The organism is Streptomyces sp. NPDC049040, from assembly GCF_043197715.1.
Lineage (GTDB): Bacteria > Actinomycetota > Actinomycetes > Streptomycetales > Streptomycetaceae > Actinacidiphila.
In genome coordinates, this window is sequence record NZ_JBICTO010000005.1 from 247,597 (window position 1) to 266,511 (window position 18,915).

24 protein-coding genes and 1 pseudogene are annotated in these 18,915 nt (G+C 74.3%); 12 read left to right on the plus strand and 13 right to left on the minus strand.

Annotated features, from left to right (window positions below; genetic code table 11):
• The first annotated feature begins 23 nt into the window (after positions 1-23).
• Positions 24-1,286, plus strand: a complete 1,263-nt coding sequence (locus ACGFMP_RS16680; RefSeq protein ID WP_393673104.1) for an MFS transporter — start codon at positions 24-26, stop codon at positions 1,284-1,286.
• Here ACGFMP_RS16680 and ACGFMP_RS16685 read toward each other — a convergent pair.
• On the minus strand, positions 1,244-2,188 hold the full coding sequence (locus tag ACGFMP_RS16685; protein ID WP_393673340.1) for an arsenic resistance protein: 945 nt from the start codon (positions 2,186-2,188) through the stop codon (positions 1,244-1,246). The genes ACGFMP_RS16680 and ACGFMP_RS16685 overlap by 43 nt on opposite strands.
• A gap of 167 nt (positions 2,189-2,355) precedes the next feature.
• Entirely contained in the window at positions 2,356-2,982 is a 627-nt protein-coding gene (locus ACGFMP_RS16690) for a CGNR zinc finger domain-containing protein (protein WP_393673105.1), read from the minus strand.
• A 137-nt stretch (positions 2,983-3,119) separates the two neighbouring features.
• Here ACGFMP_RS16690 and ACGFMP_RS16695 point away from each other — a divergent pair, with 137 nt between their 5' ends.
• Together ACGFMP_RS16695 and ACGFMP_RS16700 are read left to right on the plus strand one after the other, a co-directional pair.
• A complete protein-coding gene (locus tag ACGFMP_RS16695; protein WP_393673341.1) occupies positions 3,120-3,854 on the plus strand; it encodes a metallophosphoesterase in 735 nt (244 codons plus the stop codon).
• A gap of 24 nt (positions 3,855-3,878) precedes the next feature.
• A complete protein-coding gene (locus ACGFMP_RS16700; RefSeq protein WP_393673106.1) occupies positions 3,879-4,499 on the plus strand; it encodes a LysE family translocator in 621 nt (206 codons plus the stop codon).
• Between the two features lie 7 nt (positions 4,500-4,506).
• Here the strand turns inward: ACGFMP_RS16700 and ACGFMP_RS16705 are convergent, their stop codons facing one another.
• Together ACGFMP_RS16705 and ACGFMP_RS16710 are read right to left on the minus strand one after the other, a co-directional pair.
• Positions 4,507-4,767 (minus strand): DUF6332 family protein, encoded by a 261-nt coding sequence (locus ACGFMP_RS16705; protein WP_393673107.1) that lies wholly within the window; start codon positions 4,765-4,767, stop codon positions 4,507-4,509.
• 145 nt (positions 4,768-4,912) lie between these two features.
• Entirely contained in the window at positions 4,913-5,818 is a 906-nt protein-coding gene (locus ACGFMP_RS16710; protein ID WP_393673108.1) for an aldo/keto reductase, read from the minus strand.
• A gap of 367 nt (positions 5,819-6,185) precedes the next feature.
• Between ACGFMP_RS16710 and ACGFMP_RS16715 the strand changes: the two genes are divergently transcribed.
• Positions 6,186-6,500 carry an STAS domain-containing protein gene (locus ACGFMP_RS16715; protein WP_393673109.1) on the plus strand — a complete coding sequence of 105 codons (315 nt, stop codon included), beginning with the start codon at positions 6,186-6,188 and terminating at the stop codon, positions 6,498-6,500.
• A gap of 95 nt (positions 6,501-6,595) precedes the next feature.
• Here ACGFMP_RS16715 and ACGFMP_RS16720 read toward each other — a convergent pair.
• Positions 6,596-6,946 (minus strand): annotated as a pseudogene (locus tag ACGFMP_RS16720) (ATP-binding protein); the annotation flags it as partial.
• 258 nt (positions 6,947-7,204) lie between these two features.
• Here ACGFMP_RS16720 and ACGFMP_RS16725 point away from each other — a divergent pair.
• Together ACGFMP_RS16725 and ACGFMP_RS16730 are read left to right on the plus strand one after the other, a co-directional pair.
• Positions 7,205-7,339 carry a hypothetical protein gene (locus tag ACGFMP_RS16725; protein WP_393673110.1) on the plus strand — a complete coding sequence of 45 codons (135 nt, stop codon included), beginning with the start codon at positions 7,205-7,207 and terminating at the stop codon, positions 7,337-7,339.
• A gap of 1 nt (position 7,340) precedes the next feature.
• Complete coding sequence (locus tag ACGFMP_RS16730) at positions 7,341-7,514, plus strand: hypothetical protein (RefSeq protein WP_393673111.1); 174 nt, start codon at positions 7,341-7,343, stop codon at positions 7,512-7,514.
• Positions 7,515-7,623: 109 nt separating this feature from the next.
• Here the strand turns inward: ACGFMP_RS16730 and ACGFMP_RS16735 are convergent, their stop codons facing one another.
• The 3 genes from ACGFMP_RS16735 to ACGFMP_RS16745 all read right to left on the minus strand — a co-directional run bounded on the left by ACGFMP_RS16735 (position 7,624) and on the right by ACGFMP_RS16745 (position 9,684).
• Positions 7,624-7,821 (minus strand): hypothetical protein, encoded by a 198-nt coding sequence (locus tag ACGFMP_RS16735; RefSeq protein ID WP_393673112.1) that lies wholly within the window; start codon positions 7,819-7,821, stop codon positions 7,624-7,626.
• A gap of 100 nt (positions 7,822-7,921) precedes the next feature.
• A complete protein-coding gene (locus ACGFMP_RS16740) occupies positions 7,922-8,800 on the minus strand; it encodes a hypothetical protein (protein ID WP_393673113.1) in 879 nt (292 codons plus the stop codon).
• A gap of 152 nt (positions 8,801-8,952) precedes the next feature.
• Positions 8,953-9,684 carry a class I SAM-dependent methyltransferase gene (locus ACGFMP_RS16745; RefSeq protein ID WP_393673114.1) on the minus strand — a complete coding sequence of 244 codons (732 nt, stop codon included), beginning with the start codon at positions 9,682-9,684 and terminating at the stop codon, positions 8,953-8,955.
• Between the two features lie 246 nt (positions 9,685-9,930).
• Here ACGFMP_RS16745 and ACGFMP_RS16750 point away from each other — a divergent pair, with 246 nt between their 5' ends.
• The 5 genes from ACGFMP_RS16750 (at position 9,931) to ACGFMP_RS16770 (ending at position 13,206) form a co-directional block, all read left to right on the plus strand.
• Positions 9,931-10,347 carry a hypothetical protein gene (locus ACGFMP_RS16750; RefSeq protein WP_393673115.1) on the plus strand — a complete coding sequence of 139 codons (417 nt, stop codon included), beginning with the start codon at positions 9,931-9,933 and terminating at the stop codon, positions 10,345-10,347.
• 264 nt (positions 10,348-10,611) lie between these two features.
• Positions 10,612-10,956, plus strand: coding sequence for an STAS domain-containing protein (locus tag ACGFMP_RS16755; RefSeq protein ID WP_393673116.1), 345 nt, complete (start codon positions 10,612-10,614; stop codon positions 10,954-10,956).
• Positions 10,956-11,639, plus strand: a complete 684-nt coding sequence (locus ACGFMP_RS16760; protein ID WP_393673117.1) for a response regulator — start codon at positions 10,956-10,958, stop codon at positions 11,637-11,639. The genes ACGFMP_RS16755 and ACGFMP_RS16760 overlap by 1 nt, the downstream gene beginning before the upstream one ends.
• Positions 11,636-12,775 carry a PAS domain S-box protein gene (locus ACGFMP_RS16765; protein ID WP_393673118.1) on the plus strand — a complete coding sequence of 380 codons (1,140 nt, stop codon included), beginning with the start codon at positions 11,636-11,638 and terminating at the stop codon, positions 12,773-12,775. Before ACGFMP_RS16760 ends, ACGFMP_RS16765 begins: the two co-directional genes overlap by 4 nt.
• On the plus strand, positions 12,772-13,206 hold the full coding sequence (locus ACGFMP_RS16770) for a response regulator transcription factor (protein ID WP_393673119.1): 435 nt from the start codon (positions 12,772-12,774) through the stop codon (positions 13,204-13,206). The genes ACGFMP_RS16765 and ACGFMP_RS16770 overlap by 4 nt, the downstream gene beginning before the upstream one ends.
• Before the next feature lie 171 nt (positions 13,207-13,377).
• Here ACGFMP_RS16770 and ACGFMP_RS16775 read toward each other — a convergent pair whose 3' ends face one another.
• The 4 genes from ACGFMP_RS16775 to ACGFMP_RS16790 all read right to left on the minus strand — a co-directional run bounded on the left by ACGFMP_RS16775 (position 13,378) and on the right by ACGFMP_RS16790 (position 16,561).
• The gene (locus ACGFMP_RS16775; protein WP_393673120.1) at positions 13,378-14,076 is read right to left on the minus strand and encodes a class I SAM-dependent methyltransferase; all 699 of its coding nucleotides are present in this window, start codon (positions 14,074-14,076) and stop codon (positions 13,378-13,380) included.
• Positions 14,073-14,702 carry a DUF2064 domain-containing protein gene (locus tag ACGFMP_RS16780; protein WP_393673121.1) on the minus strand — a complete coding sequence of 210 codons (630 nt, stop codon included), beginning with the start codon at positions 14,700-14,702 and terminating at the stop codon, positions 14,073-14,075. The genes ACGFMP_RS16775 and ACGFMP_RS16780 overlap by 4 nt, the downstream gene beginning before the upstream one ends.
• Positions 14,699-15,394, minus strand: coding sequence for a glycosyltransferase family 2 protein (locus ACGFMP_RS16785; protein WP_393673122.1), 696 nt, complete (start codon positions 15,392-15,394; stop codon positions 14,699-14,701). Before ACGFMP_RS16785 ends, ACGFMP_RS16780 begins: the two co-directional genes overlap by 4 nt.
• Before the next feature lie 90 nt (positions 15,395-15,484).
• Positions 15,485-16,561, minus strand: a complete 1,077-nt coding sequence (locus ACGFMP_RS16790) for an NAD-dependent epimerase/dehydratase family protein (protein WP_393673123.1) — start codon at positions 16,559-16,561, stop codon at positions 15,485-15,487.
• Positions 16,562-16,996: 435 nt separating this feature from the next.
• Here ACGFMP_RS16790 and ACGFMP_RS16795 point away from each other — a divergent pair, with 435 nt between their 5' ends.
• Positions 16,997-18,406: a hypothetical protein gene (locus tag ACGFMP_RS16795; protein WP_393673125.1), complete on the plus strand. Its 1,410-nt coding sequence runs from the start codon at positions 16,997-16,999 to the stop codon at positions 18,404-18,406.
• A gap of 12 nt (positions 18,407-18,418) precedes the next feature.
• On the opposite strand, the gene ACGFMP_RS16800 is transcribed toward ACGFMP_RS16795, so the two are convergent.
• The gene (locus tag ACGFMP_RS16800; RefSeq protein WP_393673127.1) at positions 18,419-18,871 is read right to left on the minus strand and encodes a winged helix-turn-helix transcriptional regulator; all 453 of its coding nucleotides are present in this window, start codon (positions 18,869-18,871) and stop codon (positions 18,419-18,421) included.
• Between the last annotated feature and the right edge of the window lie 44 nt (positions 18,872-18,915).

Consider the following 18,915-nt stretch of genomic DNA (forward strand, 5'->3'; position numbering starts at 1 on the left):
GGTACCGAAATAGATTGCGCGGCATGGCATACCCACCGCTGCGCGAACGCTCCTTCCGGCTGCTCTTTCTCGGGCAGTCGCTGTCCCTCGTCGGCGACGCCGTCGTGCCCGCCGCGCTGGCCCTCGCCGTGCTGCGGGCCACCGGTTCCACATCCGCGCTCGCTCTCGTCCTCGGCTGCGTGATGGTGCCGAGACTCCTGCTGCTGCCCCTCGGCGGCGTGGTCGCGGACCGGTTCAACGCTCGGACGGTCGCGCTCACCACCGATCTCGTACGCTGCGCCGCACAACTCTGCGTCGGCGTCCAACTGCTCGGCGGGTCACCGCGGCTGTGGCAGATCGCGGTCGCGGAGGCCATCGGCGGCGCCGGCTCCGCGTTCGCCATGCCGAGCCTGCCGCGGCTGATCACCGGTTCCGTGCCGGACTCGCAGCGGCAGGCCGCCAACTCCGCGCTCGGCGTCGTCAAGAGCGCCACCGGCCTGGGCGGCCCCGCCCTGGCCGGTGCGCTGATCCTCACCGTGGGACCCGGTTGGGCCTTCGTGCTGGACGCCGTCTCCTTCGCGGCCAGCGCGGCACTCACCGCGGCGATGCGCGTCGTCCACGTCCCCGTACCCCGCGGCTCCCTGCGTGTCGACCTGGTGGAGGGCTGGCAGGAGGTCCGCAACCGCGACTGGTACTGGACCAGCCTGCTGGCCCACGCCACCTGGAACGGCGCGGCCGCGGTACTGATGACGCTCGGCCCGGCCCTCGCCGTACAGCGGCTGGGCGGCGAACACACCTGGGTGGCGATCCTCCAGGCCGGAGCCGTCGGCCTGCTGCTCGGCTCCCTGCTCGCCGGACGCGCCCGCCTCACCCACCCCGTACTCGTGGCCAACCTCGGCCTGGCGACGTACGCGCTGCCCCTTGCCCTGTTCGCGGCCGGCGCGCCGGCCGCCGCCGTCATCACCGCCTACGGCGTGGCCCTGGCGGGCCTGGGGTTCCTCAACCCGGTCTGGGAGACCACCGTCCAAGCCGTCATCCCGCCCGATGTACTGGCCCGTGTCACCTCGTACGACTGGCTGCTGTCCCTGGCGGCCATGCCCCTCGGCTACGTGGTCGCCCCGCTCGCGGCGAGCGCGTGGGGCCCGCAGGCCCCGCTCTGGGCCGCGTCGATCGCGGTGGGACTGGCCTGCGCGGGGACCGCCGCCGCACCCGGCGTGCGCCGCTTCACCGTCGCGGCCGCCGCGCCGGCGCGCGAAACGGAGGGTCAGGGCGCGGCCGGAAGCATGGCAGGGACGACCCGCACATAGGCCACCATGCCGAGGACCTCGACCAGCGTCTGGGTGACCACGACCACCGCGGCGACGGCGAGGTCGTCGGGCAGTGCCAGCGCCAAGGGCAGGACGACGAGCGAATTCCGGGTGGCGCCGGTGAAGACGATCGCCCGGGAAGCGGGCACGTCCAGGCGGAAAAGCCGGGCCACCGCCCGGCCCGCGAAGGACATGACGACCAGGAAGGCCACGTAGACCGGGACGACGGCGCCCACGTCCGCGAAGTGGCCGCCGACCTCGGGCACCTGCGAGGCGACAACGGTCAGCAGGGTCGCGGCCATCAGCGGGACCATGGCGCCGGTCACCGTGTCGGAGACCCTCCGGCCGGCGTCGCGGTGCCCGGCCCATGCCTGGAGCGCCCACGCCAGGGCGAGCGGGACGACGATCAGGAAGAGGAACGCCCGCAGGAACGGCCCGGCGTGGACGACGTCGGACAGCCCGGAACCCAGGAACGCGTAGAGGAACAGCGGCAGCAGGAGCATCTGCACGACCAGCAGGACCGGGGTGACCGCCAGCAGGCGGTGGGCCGCGGCGCCCGCAAGGCCGCTGAAGACGATCACGTAGTCGACGCACGGGCACAGCAGGACCAGCAGCACTCCCAGGCGCACGGCCTGGTCGTCCGGCAGGAAACCGAACACGGCCGCGACCACGGGCGGGACCACGAGGAAGTTCACGGTGAGCGCCGCGGCGAGGAAGCGGCCGCCGCGTGCCGCGCGCAGCAGATCCGCCGCGGGCACCTGGAGGAAGGTGACGAACAGCAGCGCCGCGAGCACGGGGTTGATGGCGTGTCCAAGACCGGGACCGGCGGCGGGGGCGGCCCACCCGAGCAGTGCGCCGACGGCCATCGCGGCGAGATAGACCGCCACCTGGTGGCGTTCCATCCGCTCGGCCAGGCCCTGCGGCACCTGCTGCGACACCCGGTACGCTCCTCGACCTCGAACGGACCGCCCTGCCCGCGGCCCGCCTGACCCGGCCATCCTCACAGGCCGGCCCGGGTCCGGCGGCACCGACCCGGCCGCGCGGGGACCGACCGGGCCGGGCCGCCCGCTCAGGGACTGCCCGGCGAGCGGTGGCGCCGGTAGTGGCGGGCCGCACGGGCGCGGTTGCTGCAGGAGGGCTTGCAGAACTCCTGCCGGGCGTGGCCCTTGAGGAAGTAGCGAACGCACCGAGGGGCGGTGCAGGCGCGCAGCTGCCCGTAGTGCGGCCCGGCCAGGAAGTCGATGGCGGCGCAGGCGAGAGCCGCGCCGAGCGCCGCGATCGTGTCGGGGGATGCGCCGGGCGCGACCGTCCGCAGTGACGGAGGAGCGTCGGCAGGCCACGCCAGTTGCGGACTCGCCGGCACCCGCAGGGCGGCGGTGTTGATCCGCTCCAGTGCGGCATCGGCGGAGATCAGCCGATGGGCGTCTGCGCTGCTCGGCGGGGCGGGGCTGACGGCTCGCGCGAACAGCGCGCGTACCGCCTCGCGCAGGGACACCACCGCCGCGAGGGCCTGCTCGTCCGCGGTGAAGCTCCCCGCGTCCAGCGCTCCTTCGAGCAGACCGGCGCGGCTTCGCACCCACGCCGTCAGGTCGGTGGGATCGGTCAGGTCGTCCGCGACGCCGCCGTCTCCGTCATGGCGGATGGTGCCCGCCAGTTCGAGCGCGAGATACCGCTCCGTCGCCGTCACGCCGTCCATGGGCTCCGTCCGATCGGCTGCCGTGCCGCGAACCCCCTTGATCGGGGGCCGAGGCATACCCTACCGTCTCTAACGCATCGACGAGCTTTCACCGTTAGACAATCCTCTTCGCGTCAGAGAAAAAAAGGTGACCCGTGATCCTCCTGGCACACATCAGCGATCTCCACCTCGACGGCACCGTCAGGGCGGCAGAAAGGGCCACCCGCGTCATGGACCACCTGCGAGCGCTGCCGAGGCCCCCGGACGCGCTCCTGGTCACCGGCGACATCGCCGACCACGGAGAACCCGCGGAGTACGAGCAGGCGGCGGAGATCCTCACCGCGCCCTTCCCCGTGCTCACCTGCCCCGGCAACCACGACGTGCGCGCGGCCTACCGGAAGGCCCTGCTGGGGCAGCCAGCCGGCGACGCGCCGGTCAACAGCGTCCACCACGTGGCCGGCGCGGCGATCCTCATGGCCGACTCGACCATCCCCGGCCGCCACGACGGGCTGCTCGCCCCCGAGACGCTCGCCTGGATCTCCGCCGAGCTGGACGCCCTCGACGGATCCACCCCCGCGGTCCTCGCCTTCCACCACCCGCCGGTCATCCTGCACCACCCGTTGCCGGACTCGATCAGGCTCGGGCGGCCCGACGAACTGGCCGAGCTGCTGGACTCGCACCCGCAGGTCCTCGCCGTGGTCACCGGGCACGCCCACACGGCCGCCGCCGCCGAGTTCGCCGGGCGCCCCCTGCTGATGGCCCCCGCCACGATCTGGACGCTGGGCCTCCCCTGGCAGGGGGACCAGGTCGCCGACCTGGACGCGCCGCCCGGACTCGCCTTCCACGTCATCGAGGGCCGGCGGGTCGTCACCCACTTCCGCGTGGTGGCCTGAAGCGGCCACGGACCGGACGCAGCCGTGAGCCTCTACGCCGTGGCCGGATTCCTCGCCGCGGTCCTGCCGCTGGTCGCCACCCCCGGGGCCAGCCTGACCCTGCTGGTCCAGCGCGTCACGACCCGCGGCCGCCGCGAGGGCCTGCCGGTCGTCCTCGGGACGGCGAGCGGACTCTACGTCCACGCGGCGCTGGCGGCGCTCGGCCTGTCCGCGCTGGTCATGCGGTCCAGCCAGGCGTTCGCCGCCGTCCGGCTGGCAGGGGCCGCCTACCTTTTGGTCCTCGGCATCTCGGCCTGGCGCGGCGCGGGATCCGGGCCCGGCGGTCGCACGGCCCCCGGCCGGGCGGCGCGGGCCCGGCGGTCGACCTACGCGCAGGCCCTGCTCGGCAACGTCCTGAACCCCAAGGCGGCATCCATCTACCTCACCCTTGCCCCGCAGTTCATCGATCCCGGCCGGCCCGCGGTCCGCCAGATCGTGATCCTCGCGACCGCCCACGCCGCTGTGATCACCCTCTGGCTCGCGACCTGGACGTTCATCCTCGGCCGGGCGACCCGGGCCGCCGCGTCCCGGCGCTTCAAGGCGGTCGTCGGCAGGATCAGCGCCGCCGTCCTGGTCGCGCTGGCCCTGCGCACCGCGGCGGCCTGAGCCGCGGTCACAGCGAGATGTCGCCGCGCGCCGCCCGGGTGTACCGCCGCAGCACGTGCACCACCCGGACCGCGGCGAGCACACCGGCCACCGTGGCGCCGGTGGCGGGCAGCGACCTGTCGAGCACCGCGGGCAGGTCCCACACCAGCACCGGGCCGGCGATCACCCCGAACACCACGGCGAACAGGAAGCAGCCGCTCAGCAACGCATAACCGATCTCGACCGTGGCCTCGTCCCGCTCGGCCTGGGTCCGTGTTCCCCGACGCATGGGGCCAAGGATCGCACGGGACGCGGTCCCGCGGCCGGTCCTTCGCCACGGGTACCCGCCCGGCAACCGGGGCGGCGTCACCTTTCCTCGCCGGCGGGCCCGCGCCGTCCCTTGTGCCCGGTGCGGCTTGGCGGGCGGGCCGGGGTCAGGTCCAGGGGGTGGCGGACCGCTGGCTCCAATAGGCGTCGGGGTCGGTGGCCAGTGCTGCGTAGCGCTCAGGGTCCGGCGGCGGCGCGGCTGCCGCGGCGAGGTTCGCGTGCAGCTGCTCCGTGGTGACGGCGCCGGACAGGACGACGTCGGCCCACGGCTGCGCGAGTGCCGCGGCGAGGGCGGCCTGGTCCGGGCGGTCGCCGAGAGCGCCGCCTGTGGTGCCGGGCAGGGCGAGGCGCCCGTTGGCCAGTGCCTCCTTGACGATGACGGTCCACCCCGCTGCCTTGGCTTCCTCCAGGGCGGGGCCGACCGAGGGCTCCAGTACGTTCCAGGTGGCCTGCACGGCGTGGAAGACGGGCTGCCCCTCGATGCGCAGTGCCAGGGCGGTCCTGAGCGTGCCGGCCTGCCCGGGCCCGCTCAGGCTCAGGCCCACGGGAACACCGAGCCGGGCGAGTGCCTGCAGGACCGCCGGGTCGCCGAGGATGCCCGACTCCTGGGTCGCGGAGTGGACCTGGTAGAGGTCGAGCCAGGGCCCGAGGAAGGCCCGCGTCTCCGGCCACTGCCGGGCCAGGGCGGCGGCGGAGTGGTCCTTCACCTCCTGGACCCGCGCCTCGGGCTGCCAGCCCGCGGTGTAGGTGTAGCCCCATTTCGAGGAGACGGTGACATCCGCCGGCCTGATGTGTCGTTCGATCAGCCACTGGGAGAGGAACTGCTCGGCCAGGCCGTAGGAGCGGGCGGCGTCGAACCAGCGCACCCCGCCGGCCCAGGCGGCGTCGCAGACCTCGTGGCAGCGCCGGCGCAGGGCGGCCACGGAGCGGTCGGCGCCGAAGGCGTCCCCGTGACCGACCGTCAGGTACTCCGGGCGGCCCAAAGCCGCCAGGCCCAGTCCCAGTACGGCCACCGCGTGCCCCGTTCCGCTCGTCGTCCCGTTCCGGCCGCCGCGCACCGCCGCCGGCCTGCCCGCATTGTCGCCGACCGGGCGGGAGGGGGCGGCGCCGCCTCGCGGGAGCGTCCCCGCGGATCAGCTCAACGGCCGCGACCCGCCCGGCAGGCCACACGAGCCCCGGGGGCGGGCCTGGCGGGCGGTGGCAGGTGGGCCGTCCAGCACGGTCCCACCCGCCGGGCGGGAGGGCTCACCGCGGACCGGGGGCGGCTGATGGTTTGACCCGGGATTGTGTGGAACGATTGTGCGAGTGCGTTGTCGAGTTCCTGGAGCGTTCATGGATGCCTCACCCGTTCCATCCTCGGACGGATCCTCCCGTCTGACCGTGGCCACCGAGTTCGGTGAGCCGAGCGTGGTCACCGTCGCGGGGGAGTCGGACCTCGACAACATCGAGCCGTTCGCCGCGGCGCTGGACGCGGCCCTGGCCCACCACCCTCATCTCGTCCTGGACCTGAGCGGTGTCACCTTCGCCGACTCGACCTTCCTCAGCGCCCTGTTCAACGCCCGCAACAAGGCGGTGGACAACGCCGGGAGCGTCCGCCTGCTGGCCGTCAGCAGCACCGTCCAGCGGCTGCTCGACCTCACCGGCGCCGACGTGCTCTTCCCCGCGGTCACCACCGAGCAGCTCAAGCAGTCCTGAGCCAGGTCCCAGCTGCCGGGTCCTTCGAGCACCCGCCCCGGCGCGGACCGCCGCGCGGGGACGCCGGTGCCCGTCAGGTCGGCCCACACCTGCTTGCCGTGCCTGGTTGGCACCGCGCCCCAGTCGCTGGCGAGCGCGGCCACGATGCTCAGCCCCCGCACACCGGCACCCGTCCCCGCGGACCGCGGCGCCAGCGCTGACGGGCCGGTGTCGTCGCTCACCACGATCCGGACCCCGCGGGCTCCGAAGACCATCGACACGCCCACCACGCCTCCGGCGTACCGCACCGCGTTCGTCACCAACTCCGAGACCACCAGTGCCACCTGGCCCGCGTCGGGGTGCCCGCGGGTCGGCCACGCGAAGCCGTCCACCTGGCCGCGGGCCCAACTCCTGGCCAGCGCGACCTGCCCCGGATCCGGGCCCACCGCCAGGAAACGCCTAACCATCACCCATCACCGCACGCACCCACTCCCGCCCTACCCGTCCGCGGCCGGACCGCGGCCATCGGTGACCGCCTGCCCAGCGATTTCCACCGCACCGGCGGTTCGGCGTACGGCATCGGCGGTTCCGCGCCCGCGGGATCCGTACCGCGGCGGCGCCGACAGCGGGAGGGGGCCCTCCTGCGTCGGCAGGCCGGTACCGGGTAGGCGTGCACGCGGAAGGCCACCCGGGTCGACCGCCCACCGCAGCAGAGGGGAAGCCTCGTGGAACTGGCATACGGGCGGGGTGCGGCGATCCCGGACGGCACGGCCGCAGTCGTGGTCGTCCTGCTGATCTTCCGCCTCGTCGTCGGCATCGTCGGCTGGGGCCTGCTGAAGCCGTACGGAAGGGGGCGGTGAGATGGCCACCGTCCTGGGAGTGCTGCTGATCGCCGTCGGACTGGTCGTCGCCGGGGCGGGCCGGCTGGCCGCCCGTGCCTACGGCAGGGACTCCACCGGCAGGCGGATCGGGATCTGGCTGCTGTTCTTCGCCGCGGGGCTGGGGGCGTGCGCGGCGGGCTTCGAGATCGTCTGACGGCTTCCGCCGTGAGGAGCGGCCCCCGCCGGACACGGGGAGGCCGGACACCGGGACCGGAAGGGACCGCGCCGCGCCGGGGCTGGGCCCGCGGGCGTGCCGGCCGCGCTCAGCGAATCCGGCGCCGCCGCCACAGCACCCACGTCCCGACCGCGGCCCACCCCGCCGCGACCGCGACCGCGCCCCACACGCCCGCCGTACTCCACGGCACCCCGCGCCCCCGCGCCCGCTGCGGGTGGTGGGCCACCACGACCACCAGCAGCCACCCCGCGACCGTGAACCACACACCCCACGCCCAACGCCTCATCCCCGCCGCCTACCCGCCGAGGCCGAAGTGATGGGCCGTGCTCAGCCGCGTCCCCGGCGCTCGCGGGTCCGTGCGTCAACTCCCGGGCGTCGGGACCGACTCACGACGTCGTGGAGACGTCCCCGACGGTCAGTTGCAACGGCAGCGCACCGCTGGAGATCGCGGCCGCGAGGTCCTGGGCGGCATCCTGCGTGAAAGCGCCGCTGATCCGCGCCTTGCCGCCGGTGATGGCCGACACGACGGAAGGCGCCGAGAGCACCTCTCCGTCGACGACGATGGCGAACTGGTTCGCGGGCGGGGTCAGCTGCGCCAGGGTGCCGGTGACCTTGGTGAACTTGCTGCTGCCCGCAGGGCCGAAGGAGAGGTCGACCACCCATCCGCTGCCACTGACGCGGTCGAAGGCCGCGGTCGCGCTCCGCACGTCCGTGCCGCCGATCGCGGTCGGCCCGAGCAGGTACTTCTGCCCCGACTGGCGGTCGCAGCCCACCGCCGGACTTCCCGGCCGCGGGGGTGCCGGTGTCGCGGCGTGGTCGCAGGCCAGGGAGCCGTAGGCCTTCTGCAGCCCGTTCCGCCCGGCGGCGGCCGGGTCGAGCACCGGCCGGAACTCCAGCACCCCGGGGGCCGTCATCTTCCGCAGCCGGTCGGCGCTGCCGGCGGGCGACACGATGGTGATCACCCTGCCGTCGACCCGTACCTGCGTGTCCCGGATCCCGAGGGCGGTGGCGCGTTTGCGCAGCCGGTCGGCGGTGAGGCGCATCTCCTGGTCGGTCGGCACTCCGGAGCCCTTGCGGCTCGCCGTGTACGCCGAGGTGGTGCGCACCGGCGGGGTGGTCACCTGTGGGGTCCTCACCGGCGAGGACTTCACCGGTGGCGCCTGCTTCGGACTGCCGTCAGAGCCCGAGCAGCCGGCGAGCAAGGAACCGAGGGCGAGCAGCGCGGCGACCGACGTGGCGGCACGTGCCTTGCGGTGAGGAGACATGGACCCAGTGTGACCCGTCCCTCCCCCCCGGGGTGCGGACCCGCGGGGAATCCGCCGAGCGGGCGCCTGACACCGCCTGGCCGCCTCGCCGGGGAACCCCGCCTGGCGCGGAATCTCAGGGCGCCGAAGCCCGCGACATCCTGCGTCCGCCCTCAACCCGCCTTCTCCAGGCGGTGGTTCACGACCTCACCACCCAGGGCGTCCGCGACGGACACCACCTTCAGGCCTGCCTGCGCCGCGAGCCCCTCGAAATCCGCGTGGCCGTACCAGTGCAGGACCCAGGTGCGGTCCTCCACCGTGCTCCGCCCGCCGTGACGCCGTTCGTAGCGCAGCACCGCGCTCTGCGTCCGCGCTGCCGGGTCGCGCTCCTCGGACAACATCGACACACGCAGCTCGGCACCGTCGTCGTCGGTGGCGGTACGCACCCGGCCGATCTGCTCCGCGGGTGTGGGTGTGGGGACGAACAGCGGGACCAGCGCGGCGCCGCCCGGGGCGAGATGGCGCCGGATTCCCCGCAGGGCCGCAAGTGCGGTCGCGTCGTCGGGAAGCAGGTTGAACGTCGGCCCTGCGAGGAAGACCGCACGATAGCGGCGCGGCAGGTCGAGCGCCTCCATCCGCTGATGGTGGACGACGACGTCGAGACCCTGCTCCCGCGCCTGCTGCCGGCACCGCTCCAGCATGTCCGCTGAGGAGTCGACGCCCTCGACGTCCAGCCCGCGCCGCCGCAGTTCGAGCAGCGGTTCTCCGTCCCCGCACCCGAGTTCGAGCGCCGGTGAACCGACCTCCTCGACGAAGGCGGCGTAGGGCTCCGGATCCGGGGTGACGGCCTTCAGTGGCGCGTACATCCGCGCGACGATGCCGGTGTAGAAATCGGCTGGCTCCATGCGCGCACCCTAACCACCGCCGCGCGAAGGCAGCGAGGCCTTTTCCGCCCGCCCGGCACGCGTGACCGCACGGCGGGTCCTGCGGGGGGCGAGGGGGGCGTGTGCTGTCGGTTTCGGACCTGGCCGGGTGCCTGAAACCGTGCTGTGGCCGCGGTGAAAGCAGCCGCGCGCAGTCTTCGGTCATCAGGCAGCGCGCCGCGAGCCCCCACCCCGGGGGAGCGCGGCAGACCCGAAGGAGCACCCGCCATGTCCACCCTCCCCCTCGCCCTGACCGACCAGGAAAAGCTCACCCTGCGCACCGCCGCCTACGGCGCGGTCTCCCTCATGGCCGCGGCCGACGCGACCGGCTCACCCCACAAGTCCGCCACCCAGGGCTCCATCGCCCTGGCCTCCGCGACCGGCCCCATCGGACACGTCCTCGCCGAGAAGTCCAAGATCGGCGACCTCGGCGGCAAGTCCACCGCCGAACTCGCCGACCGCGTACTGCCCGCCCTCACCGCCACCATGACCCTGCTCACCAAGCACGACCCCACCGAAGCCGGCAACTTCCGCACCACCGTCCTCATCGCCATCGACACCGCCGCCCGCACCCACAAAGGCGAACCCACCCCCACCATGGCCGAGATGGCCCGCAAGATCACCCAAGCCCTCGACGCCGCATGACACCGACAGGCACGGCCCACCCCGACCCACCAGCCTTCCGCACACGCAGCGTCGCGCCGGAGGCCCGGACTTGTCGCCGCCCCTCGGGGTCCGGGGGGCGGCGACAGGCCCTCACGGGTCCAGCCGACGGCGGATGAGTGACGGTTCGTCGGCAAGGTCGCCGTGATTCCTCCGGGGAGCGGTTTCCCTTCTGGTGCAGACTCACTAGTCTGGGGTGGTGCCCATTGCCCAGGGTAGGGGTCGCCGCATGAGACAAAGCGCCGCGTGATCACTCCGGTGTTCCACGTCAGCACACACCTCGACCCCGATGCGCCCTGCCTCCGGCTCGTCGGCGAACTGGACCTGGACGGCACCGCGGAGCTGCACTCCGCCCTCGCGGACTGCTTCGCCCGTAGGTCTGCCCGTGTCGTGCTCGACATCCGGGGGCTGGCCTTCTGCGACTGCTCGGGGCTCAACGTGCTGCTGGAGGCCAAGGCCACGGCGGACAGGATCGGTACGGAGCTGCGCTTGGCGGGCGCCCGCCCGCAAGTCGCCAGGCTGCTCGCCCTCACGGGCGCAGTGGAGGTGTTCGCCGACAGCGTGCCGCGTCTGCCACCGAGGATCTCCTGATGCCCTCCACACCGCAGAGCGCGCCGGCTGACGTGCCGCGCGCCCCCGGTGCGCGCATCACCATCCTGCTCGTCGAGGATCACGACATGGTGGCCGAGGCGATCCGGCTCGCCCTGGACCGCACGGGCGACCTCGAAGTGGTCGGCCGGTGCCTGTCGTTGGCGGACGCGCTGACCGGGGCCGCCCGACTGCGTCCCGCCGTGGTGGTGCTGGACCGGCGGCTGCCCGACGGTGACGGCATCGCCGGCATCCGCGCGCTCAAGGCAGCCGCGCCCGGCGCCCGGGTGCTGGTGCTGACCGGCGAGGCGACCCCCGCGGTGGCCGCCCGCGTCGCCGAGGCCGGTGGCTCGGGACTCATCCTCAAGGCCGGCAACCTGGGCGAACTGCAGGACGGCATACGCCTGGTCGCCGCGGGCGAAGTGGCCTTCAGCAAGGGCCTGCTCAGCGGAGCCCTGGACCGGCTGACCGGACGGACCACCGACCTGGGCGCCACCCTCACACCGCGCGAGCGGGAGACCCTCGACCTGCTCGGCGAGGGCCTTGGCACCGCCGAGATCGGCCTGCAGCTCGGCGTCGCCCTCAACACCGCGAGGAATCACGTCCAGCGGGTCCTGGCGAAGCTCGGCGCCCGCTCCCAGCTGGAGGCGGTCGCCGTGGCCCGCCGCGAGGGCCTGCTGCGATGACCGGGAGCAGCCCCGCGGAGCCCGCAGGCACCGCCGCCCAGCACGAGATGGCGTTCACCCTGCTGGTCACCAGCGTCCTCGACTACGGCATCTTCATGCTCGACCCCGAGGGCTACGTGTCCACCTGGAATGCCGGTGCCGAGCGGATCAAGGGCTACAGCGCGAAGGACATCATCGGCCGGCACTTCTCGGTCTTCTACCCGCCGGAGGACATCGCCGCCCGCAAACCGTACCTGGAGCTGGAGTCGGCCGTCGCCGACGGCCGGCTCGAGGACGAGGGCTGGCGTATCCGCAAGGACGGCACGCGCTTTTGGGCCAACGTGGTGATCACCCCCCTCTTCGACAGGACCGGCGAGCTGCGCGGCTTCGGCAAGGTGACCCGGGACATGACCGAGCGCCGCGCCGCCGAGCAGGCACTCACCGAACGCCGCCGCCTGTTCGCCCACCTGGTGCAGGCACAGGAGCTGGAACGCCGCCGTATCGCCTGGGACGTGCACGACGACTCCATCCAGGCCATGGTCGCCGTCGGAATGCGGCTGCAGCTCCTGGCCGACCAGGCCGGTGAGCCCTACGCGAGCGAGCTCGCCCGGCTCGACGTGTCGGTACGCGAGGCGGTGGGCCGCCTGCGCAACCTCTCCTTCCGGCTCCAGCCGCCCGGCATCGACCGGCACGGTCTGGTCGAGTCGCTCTCCCAGCACCTCGCCGACGTGGTGGGGGGCTGGGGGCTCGAACCCTCCCTCGAACACACCCTGGTGAGGGAACCCGCCCCCGAGACCGCGATCACCATCTTCCGCATCGTGCAGGAGGCGCTGCTCAACGTGCGCAAGCACGCCAGGGCGCGCAGCGTGCACGTCAGCATCACCACCGAGAACGAGGGACTGCTGATCCGGGTGGCCGACGACGGCACCGGCCACCCGGCGCCCCCGCACGGGCTGCGCGAGCACTTCGGGCTGATGGAGATGCGCGAGCGGGCCGAGACGGCCGGCGGATGGTGGAATCTGCGCAGCGAGCCAGGCAGCGGCAGCACCGTGGAGTTCTGGGTGCCCGACCTGCCGACCGCGGCGCTGGACGAACCGCTGCCCGGCGGCCCGCTCGGGAGCCTCGCCCCCCGAAGCGCCGTCCGGCGCGTGCCGTGACGCCCGCCGCCGCGCCCGGAGCCTCGTTGCGGGTGCTGGTCTGCGACGACAACGACACGTTGCGCGCGGCGCTGGCCGAGGTCGTCAGGGCCCAGCCCGACCTCGACCTGGCCGGCAGCGCGGCGGACGCCGACGAGGCGATCCGGCTCGCCGTCGCCTGCCGCCCGCACGTCGTGGTGCTGGACGTGCGCTTCCCCGGTGGCGGCCCGCACACCGCCCAGCAGATCATCCGTGCCGTCCCCGGCGTGCGCGTCCTGGTGTTCTCCGCATACGGCGACCAGGGAACGCGCGCCGAGATGGCCGCGGCCGGCGTCAGCGGATACCTCGTCAAGGGCATCGCCAACGTCAGGCTCCTGGCCGAGATCAGGGCGCAGGGCGCCGAAGCCCTCGCGTCCGCGGCCTTCGCCGTCGAAGGCGGAAGCGTCGGATAGGCCCTGCGGCCTCCACGGCCGACGCGGAAGATCGGACCCGGCCGCGGTCGCACCGACGCCTCGGGACGCGTGCCGTACCGGCGGTTCCCCGGCAGTCGGGCAGTCGACCCGCAGGCGGTCCCGTGCCCCCGTACATCGCGACGAGGCGCTCCGCGCCCGGCACGCCACCGCTCAACGCCCGCCCCGCGGGGCCGAGTCGGGCCGGAGGACGACGAACCGCCGGTCGTCCGCCGTCCAGGAGGAGAGCGGGGTCCAGCCTGCCGCGCAGGCGTGGCGGGTGAGGGAGGCCGGCCCCACCCGGGACCAGGGGAAGGCGGCGCCGTGGGCACCGCTGCCGTCGTGCAGCCGGACGTGGCTTCGCTCGTCGAGGTCGTCGGACACCCCGCGAGGTGCTGCTTCGACGACCGCCAGACCGTCCTGGCGTACCAGTTTCCGCACCCGGGTGAGCAGGGCGGTGGGGTCGCCGCCGATGCCGATGTTGCCGTCGATCAGCAGCGCGGTCCGCCAGCGGCCCTCTCGGGGCAGGGGGTCGAAGACGGAGCGCAGCAGCGCGGTGCCGCCGGCGGCGCGGGCGCGGCCCACCGCGGTCGGGCTGATGTCGATGCCGAGTGCCTCGCGGCCCTCGCGGGCGAGCGCGGTGACGATGCGCCCGGGCCCGCAGCCGATGTCCAGGGTGGCCCCCCGGCAGGCGGCGATGACGGTGCGGTCGGCGGCGTCGGGGGCGGCGCACCAGCGCTCGACGTCGAGCGGGAGGAGCCAGCCGTCGGCGCGGTGCAGGAAGAGCGGGCCGCGACCGGTGCGCAGCGCGGTGGCGTACGGGTCGGCTGACGACCAGGCACGCGCCTCGGGGAGCGCGAGGCGGGCACTCACCGGGCGCCCGCAGGCGTGAGCCGGGCCAGGGCGGCGGCGAAGCGGGTGCCAGGCGCCTCCGCGGCGACGAGCCGGGCGTCGGCGGCGGTGTCGACGTCCCGCAGCGTCGGCAGGTCACGGACCGTTAGGCCGGCCGCGACGAGCCGGTCGCGCTGGGCCCTGCCGGTGGATGCCGTCGACATGGGTACACCGCGCAGCAGTGCGGGGTCGGGCGAGGCCATGCCGATCGCCCAGAATCCGCCGTCGACGGCCGGTCCGAACCAGGCGTCGGCGCCGTCCGGGCCGGGCGCGACGGCCTCCCCGAGCAGCTCAGGGGTGACCTGCGGGGTGTCCATGCCGATGAGCAGGGCCGGTCCCGTGCACGCGGCGAAGGCCGCGGCCAGCCGTTCGTCGAGCCCCCCAGCCACCTGCGGTACGACCTCCAAGCCCGGCGGCAGCCAGTCTCCCGGGCTGCCGTCCAGCACCAGCCACCGCCTGTCCGCCGGAGTCGCCAGGACCGCGGCGAGCGAATCCGCGAGCGCGGCCGCGGCGAGCGCGGCGGCCTCCCGAGGGGCATAGGGGGGTGTGAGGCGGGTCTTGACCCGCCCGGGAACGGGTTCCTTCGCGATCACCATCAGCGTGGTCATCGCGCACCCGCCGGATGCGGGACCGGGCGCGGGGGAGCGGCGAGCACGGCCCGCATGTCGCGTACGGCGTGCCAGGTCCCGCGCCAGGTGCCGGTGACCTTCGAAGTCCCGGTACGGGGCCGGTAGGGCACGTCCCGCTCGCTGATGCGCCACCCGGCGTCCGCGCCCCGCACCACCATCTCCAGGGGGTATCCGCTGCGCCGGTCGGTGAGGCCGAGCCCCAGCAGCGCCTCCCTGCGGGCCGCACGCATGGGCCCGAGGTCACGCAGCCGCACGCCGGTGCGGTGCCGGAGCATCCGTACGAGGGCGGCGTTCCCGGCGCGGGCGTGCGGCGGGAACGCGCCCCGGGCGGCGGCCCGTCGTCGGCCGAGCACCATGTCGGCGCCGCCGTCGGCCAGTTGCTTGACGAAAGTGGGGAGCAGGGCGGGGTCCAGTGAGGCGTCGCAGTCGCAGAAGCAGACGAAGTCCGCGGTGGCGGCGAGCAGCCCGGCGTGGCACGCGGCCCCGAAGCCCCGCCGTGGCTCGTGCACGACCGTCGCGCCGAGGCCTGCCGCGACGGCCGCGGATCCGTCGCCCGAGCCGTTGTCCACGACGACGGCCCGCCACCCCTCGGGGATCCGGCTCAGGACCCAGGGCAGTGCCTCGGCCTCGTCCAGGCAGGGCAGTACGACGTCGGCGGTGAGCGGGATCATGATCGGTTCCTGTCGGAGTCGGAGGGCAGGGTGCGGAAGTCGGGGGTCGGGGGCGCGGATCGGAGGCCGGGAGGGCCGCCGCGTCGGCGGTCAGGAGGTCGCGGCGGCCGTGCCGACGGCCCGCTGCGGGGCGCGGGCGAACTCGGCGACCCCGTCGGCGAAGGCGACACGGGGGCGCCATCCGAGTTCGGCGCGCAACCGCTGCGAGGAGGCGGTGATGTGGCGGACGTCGCCGAGGCGGTATTCGCCGGTGACCCGGGGCGCAGGACCGCCGCAGGCCCCGGCAAGCGCGTCGGCCATCTCCCCGACGGTGTGCGGGGTGCCGCTGCCCGCGTTGTAGGCGCGGTAGGTGCCGGGGCCCGTGCTGGAAACCGTCCGCAGCGCAAGGACGTTCGCGGCCGCGACATCCCGTACGTGGATGAAGTCCCTGCGCTGGCCCCCGTCCTCGAAGACCCGGGGCGCCTCGCCGCGGGCCAGCGACGAGCGGAAGAAGGAGGCGACGCCGGCGTACGGGGTGTCGCGCGGCATGCCGGGACCGTAGACGTTGTGGTAGCGCAGGCAGATGGCCCGGCCGCCGGTGGCCCGGGCCCAGGAGGACGCCAGGTGTTCCTGGGCGAGCTTGGTGGCGGCATAGACGTTGCGCGGGTCGGCGGGGGTGTCCTCGTCGACCAGGCCCGGCGCCAGCGGCGCACCGCACCGGGGGCAGGGGGGCTCGAAGCGCCCGGCGTCCAGGTCGGTGCGGGCCCGGGGCCCCGGTGCCACCCGGCCGTGCCGCACGCAGTCGTACCGGCCCTCACCGTAGACGACCATCGACCCGGCGAGCACCAGGTCGCGCACCCCGGCGTCGGCCATCGCGGCCAGCAGCACCGCGGTGCCCAGGTCGTTGCAGCCGACATAGTCGGAGGCGTCGGCGAAGCCCTTTCCGAGTCCCACCATGGCCGCCTGGTGGCAGACGCCGTCGATGCCCCGCAGGGCCGCAGCGACGGCCTCGCGGTCGCGGACGTCCCGGGGGAACCATCCCGCCGCGCCGGCCGGCCGGGGCGGCGGGACGAGGTGGGCGGTGGGCAGGAGTGCGTCGAGGACGACGGGTTCATGTCCGCCGGAGACCAGGGCGGCGACGATGTGCGAGCCGATGAATCCGGCCCCGCCTGTGACGAGTACGCGCATGCGGCGACACTAGGGTTCCCGCCGTGTCCGAGGGGGGTTGGCGTCCCGGCCGCCACGGGTTCGTAAGGAATTCACTCATGTGGGGACCTTGCGGCCCGCCATCTGCGCGGCGCGAGGAGCAGGGCGGAGCCGGTGGGGAGGGCAACGCTGATCGCCGGCCACCTGCCGAGCGGGACACCGGGAGGTCGGGGCGGCACGCGGCGTACGACAGCAGGCCGGTGACGGGAACCAGCGGTGCCGGCGAGCGGGACAGGACCGAGGACCGAGTCGGCCGCGGGCCGCGCCAGGGTCATGCCGGGTGGCGCGAGGGGCCTTCATGCCTGCCGGCCCCATGGCCTGTGCCCGCCGTCCTGCGGCAGCGGAAATGATGACGGAATTCTGACGTCGGGCCGCGACACCGGGGCCGGTCGCCGGGAGGTCCCTAAGGTGCGGCAGGTGACTCTTCGGCCGATTCCCCTGCACGCCGCGCCGAGCGAGGCAGCCGCCGACGCATCGGGCGCCCCCCGTGCCAGGCGGTGGGACCTCGCCGCCGGCGGCGCGGCACTCCTGTTCTTCCTGGCGATGGCCGCCATCGGCGGCTACCTCCAGCGCGACAGCTACCTGCTCCGCTCGCCCTTCCCCCCGCTGGAGGCCTGGTGGATGCCCCATGCGGGACCCGGCACGCCCTTCGCCGTGGCTGTGGCCGTGCTGGTCGTCGCCCACGGCCCCACGCTGGCCCGCCGCCTGTCGTGGCGGGCCCTGCCGGTGTCGGCGTGGGCGGCCGCGATGGCCTGGACCTGGGCGCTGGCGCTGATCGACGGCTGGCAGCGCGGTGTCGCGGGCCGGCTCACCGCCAGCGGCGAGTACCTGGTGGGCGTACGGCGCTTCGACCACCTCGGGCCCGCCCTGCGGGGGTTCACCGGCCACATCCTGCTGCACTCACCGGACAACTGGCCCACGCACATCGCGGGCCACCCCGCGGGGGCCATTCTGACCTTCGTCGGCCTCGACCGGATCGGGCTCGGCGGTGGTGCGGCCGCCGGGATCTTCTGCATCACCACCGGCGCTTCGCTGGTACCCGCAGTGCTGCTCACCCTGCGGATCGTCGCCGACGAGGAGCGGGCACGGGCCGCGGCCCCCTTCGTCGTCCTGGCCCCCGGCGCCGTCTGGGTCGGCGTCTCCGCCGACGGCTACTTCGCCGCGGTCGCCGCGTGGGCGCTCGCACTGCTCGCGGTGGCGGCCACCCGCACCTCCGCCTGGCGCACGGCCGCCGCGGGGCTGGGCAGCGGGCTGCTGTTCGGCGCGGCGGTCTACCTCTCCTACGGGCTGGTCCTGCTCGTGATACCCGCGGCCGCGATCCTGCTGTGCACGCGCAGCCCCCGCCCGCTGCCCTACCTGGTGCTCGGAGCCGTCGCGGTCGGCGCCGCGTTCACCGCCGCCGGCTTCGACTGGTGGGAGGCCTACGGTCTGCTGCGGACGCGCTACCACCAGGGGTACGGGGGCATCCGTCCGTACAGCTACTGGTTCTTCGGGGATCTCGCCACCGTGGTCGCGTCGGCCGGGGTCGCCTCGGTGGCGGGGCTGCGCCGGGTCCTTGCCGCCGCTCCCGCGGTCCTGCGGAAGGGATGGCGGCACGATCCGCGCGCGGTGGCCGCAGTGCTGCTGCCGTGCGGCTTCCTGGCGGCCGTCCTGGCCGCCGACCTGTCCGGGCTGAGCAAGGCCGAGACCGAACGCATCTGGCTGCCCTTCGCCCTGTGGCTCACCGCGGCGGCCGCCTTCCTGCCACGCAGGGACCACCGTGCCTGGCTTGCCGCACAGGCGCTGGCGGCCCTGCTCGTCAACCACCTCCTGCTGACCGTCTGGTGACGCGGTGCCCGGTCAGCCGGCCGCGCCCGGCCCCGGCAGCAGGTCGACGTCGTCGGCGTGCGCCGGCTCGCCGCAGTGCGTGCAGCGCAGGTCGATGCCGCTGATCTCGCCGCAGGCGTGGTGGCGGTAGAGCACGGGCGGGCCGGCCTCGCCGGCGAGCCACTTGTCACCCCAACCGGTCATGACCATCAGCAGGTCGACCAGTTCCGTGCCCTTCCGGGTCAGGACGTACTCGTGGCGCGGCCGCCGGTCGTAGGGGCGGCGTTCGAGCACGCCCTGCTCGACGAGGTGGTTCAGCCGTTCGGTCAGGACCTTGCGCGAGATCCCGAGATCCGCCTGGAGCTGCTCGAACCGGCTGAGCCCGGCCCAGACGTCGCGCAGGACCAGTGGCGACCAGGGTTCCCCGATGACGTCGAGCGTGCGCGCTATCGAGCAGGCCATCGCGCTGAAGTCGGTGCGTTGCATGGAACCACTGTAGCAATTGGAGTTCCCTCAGGGAACTTCAACTG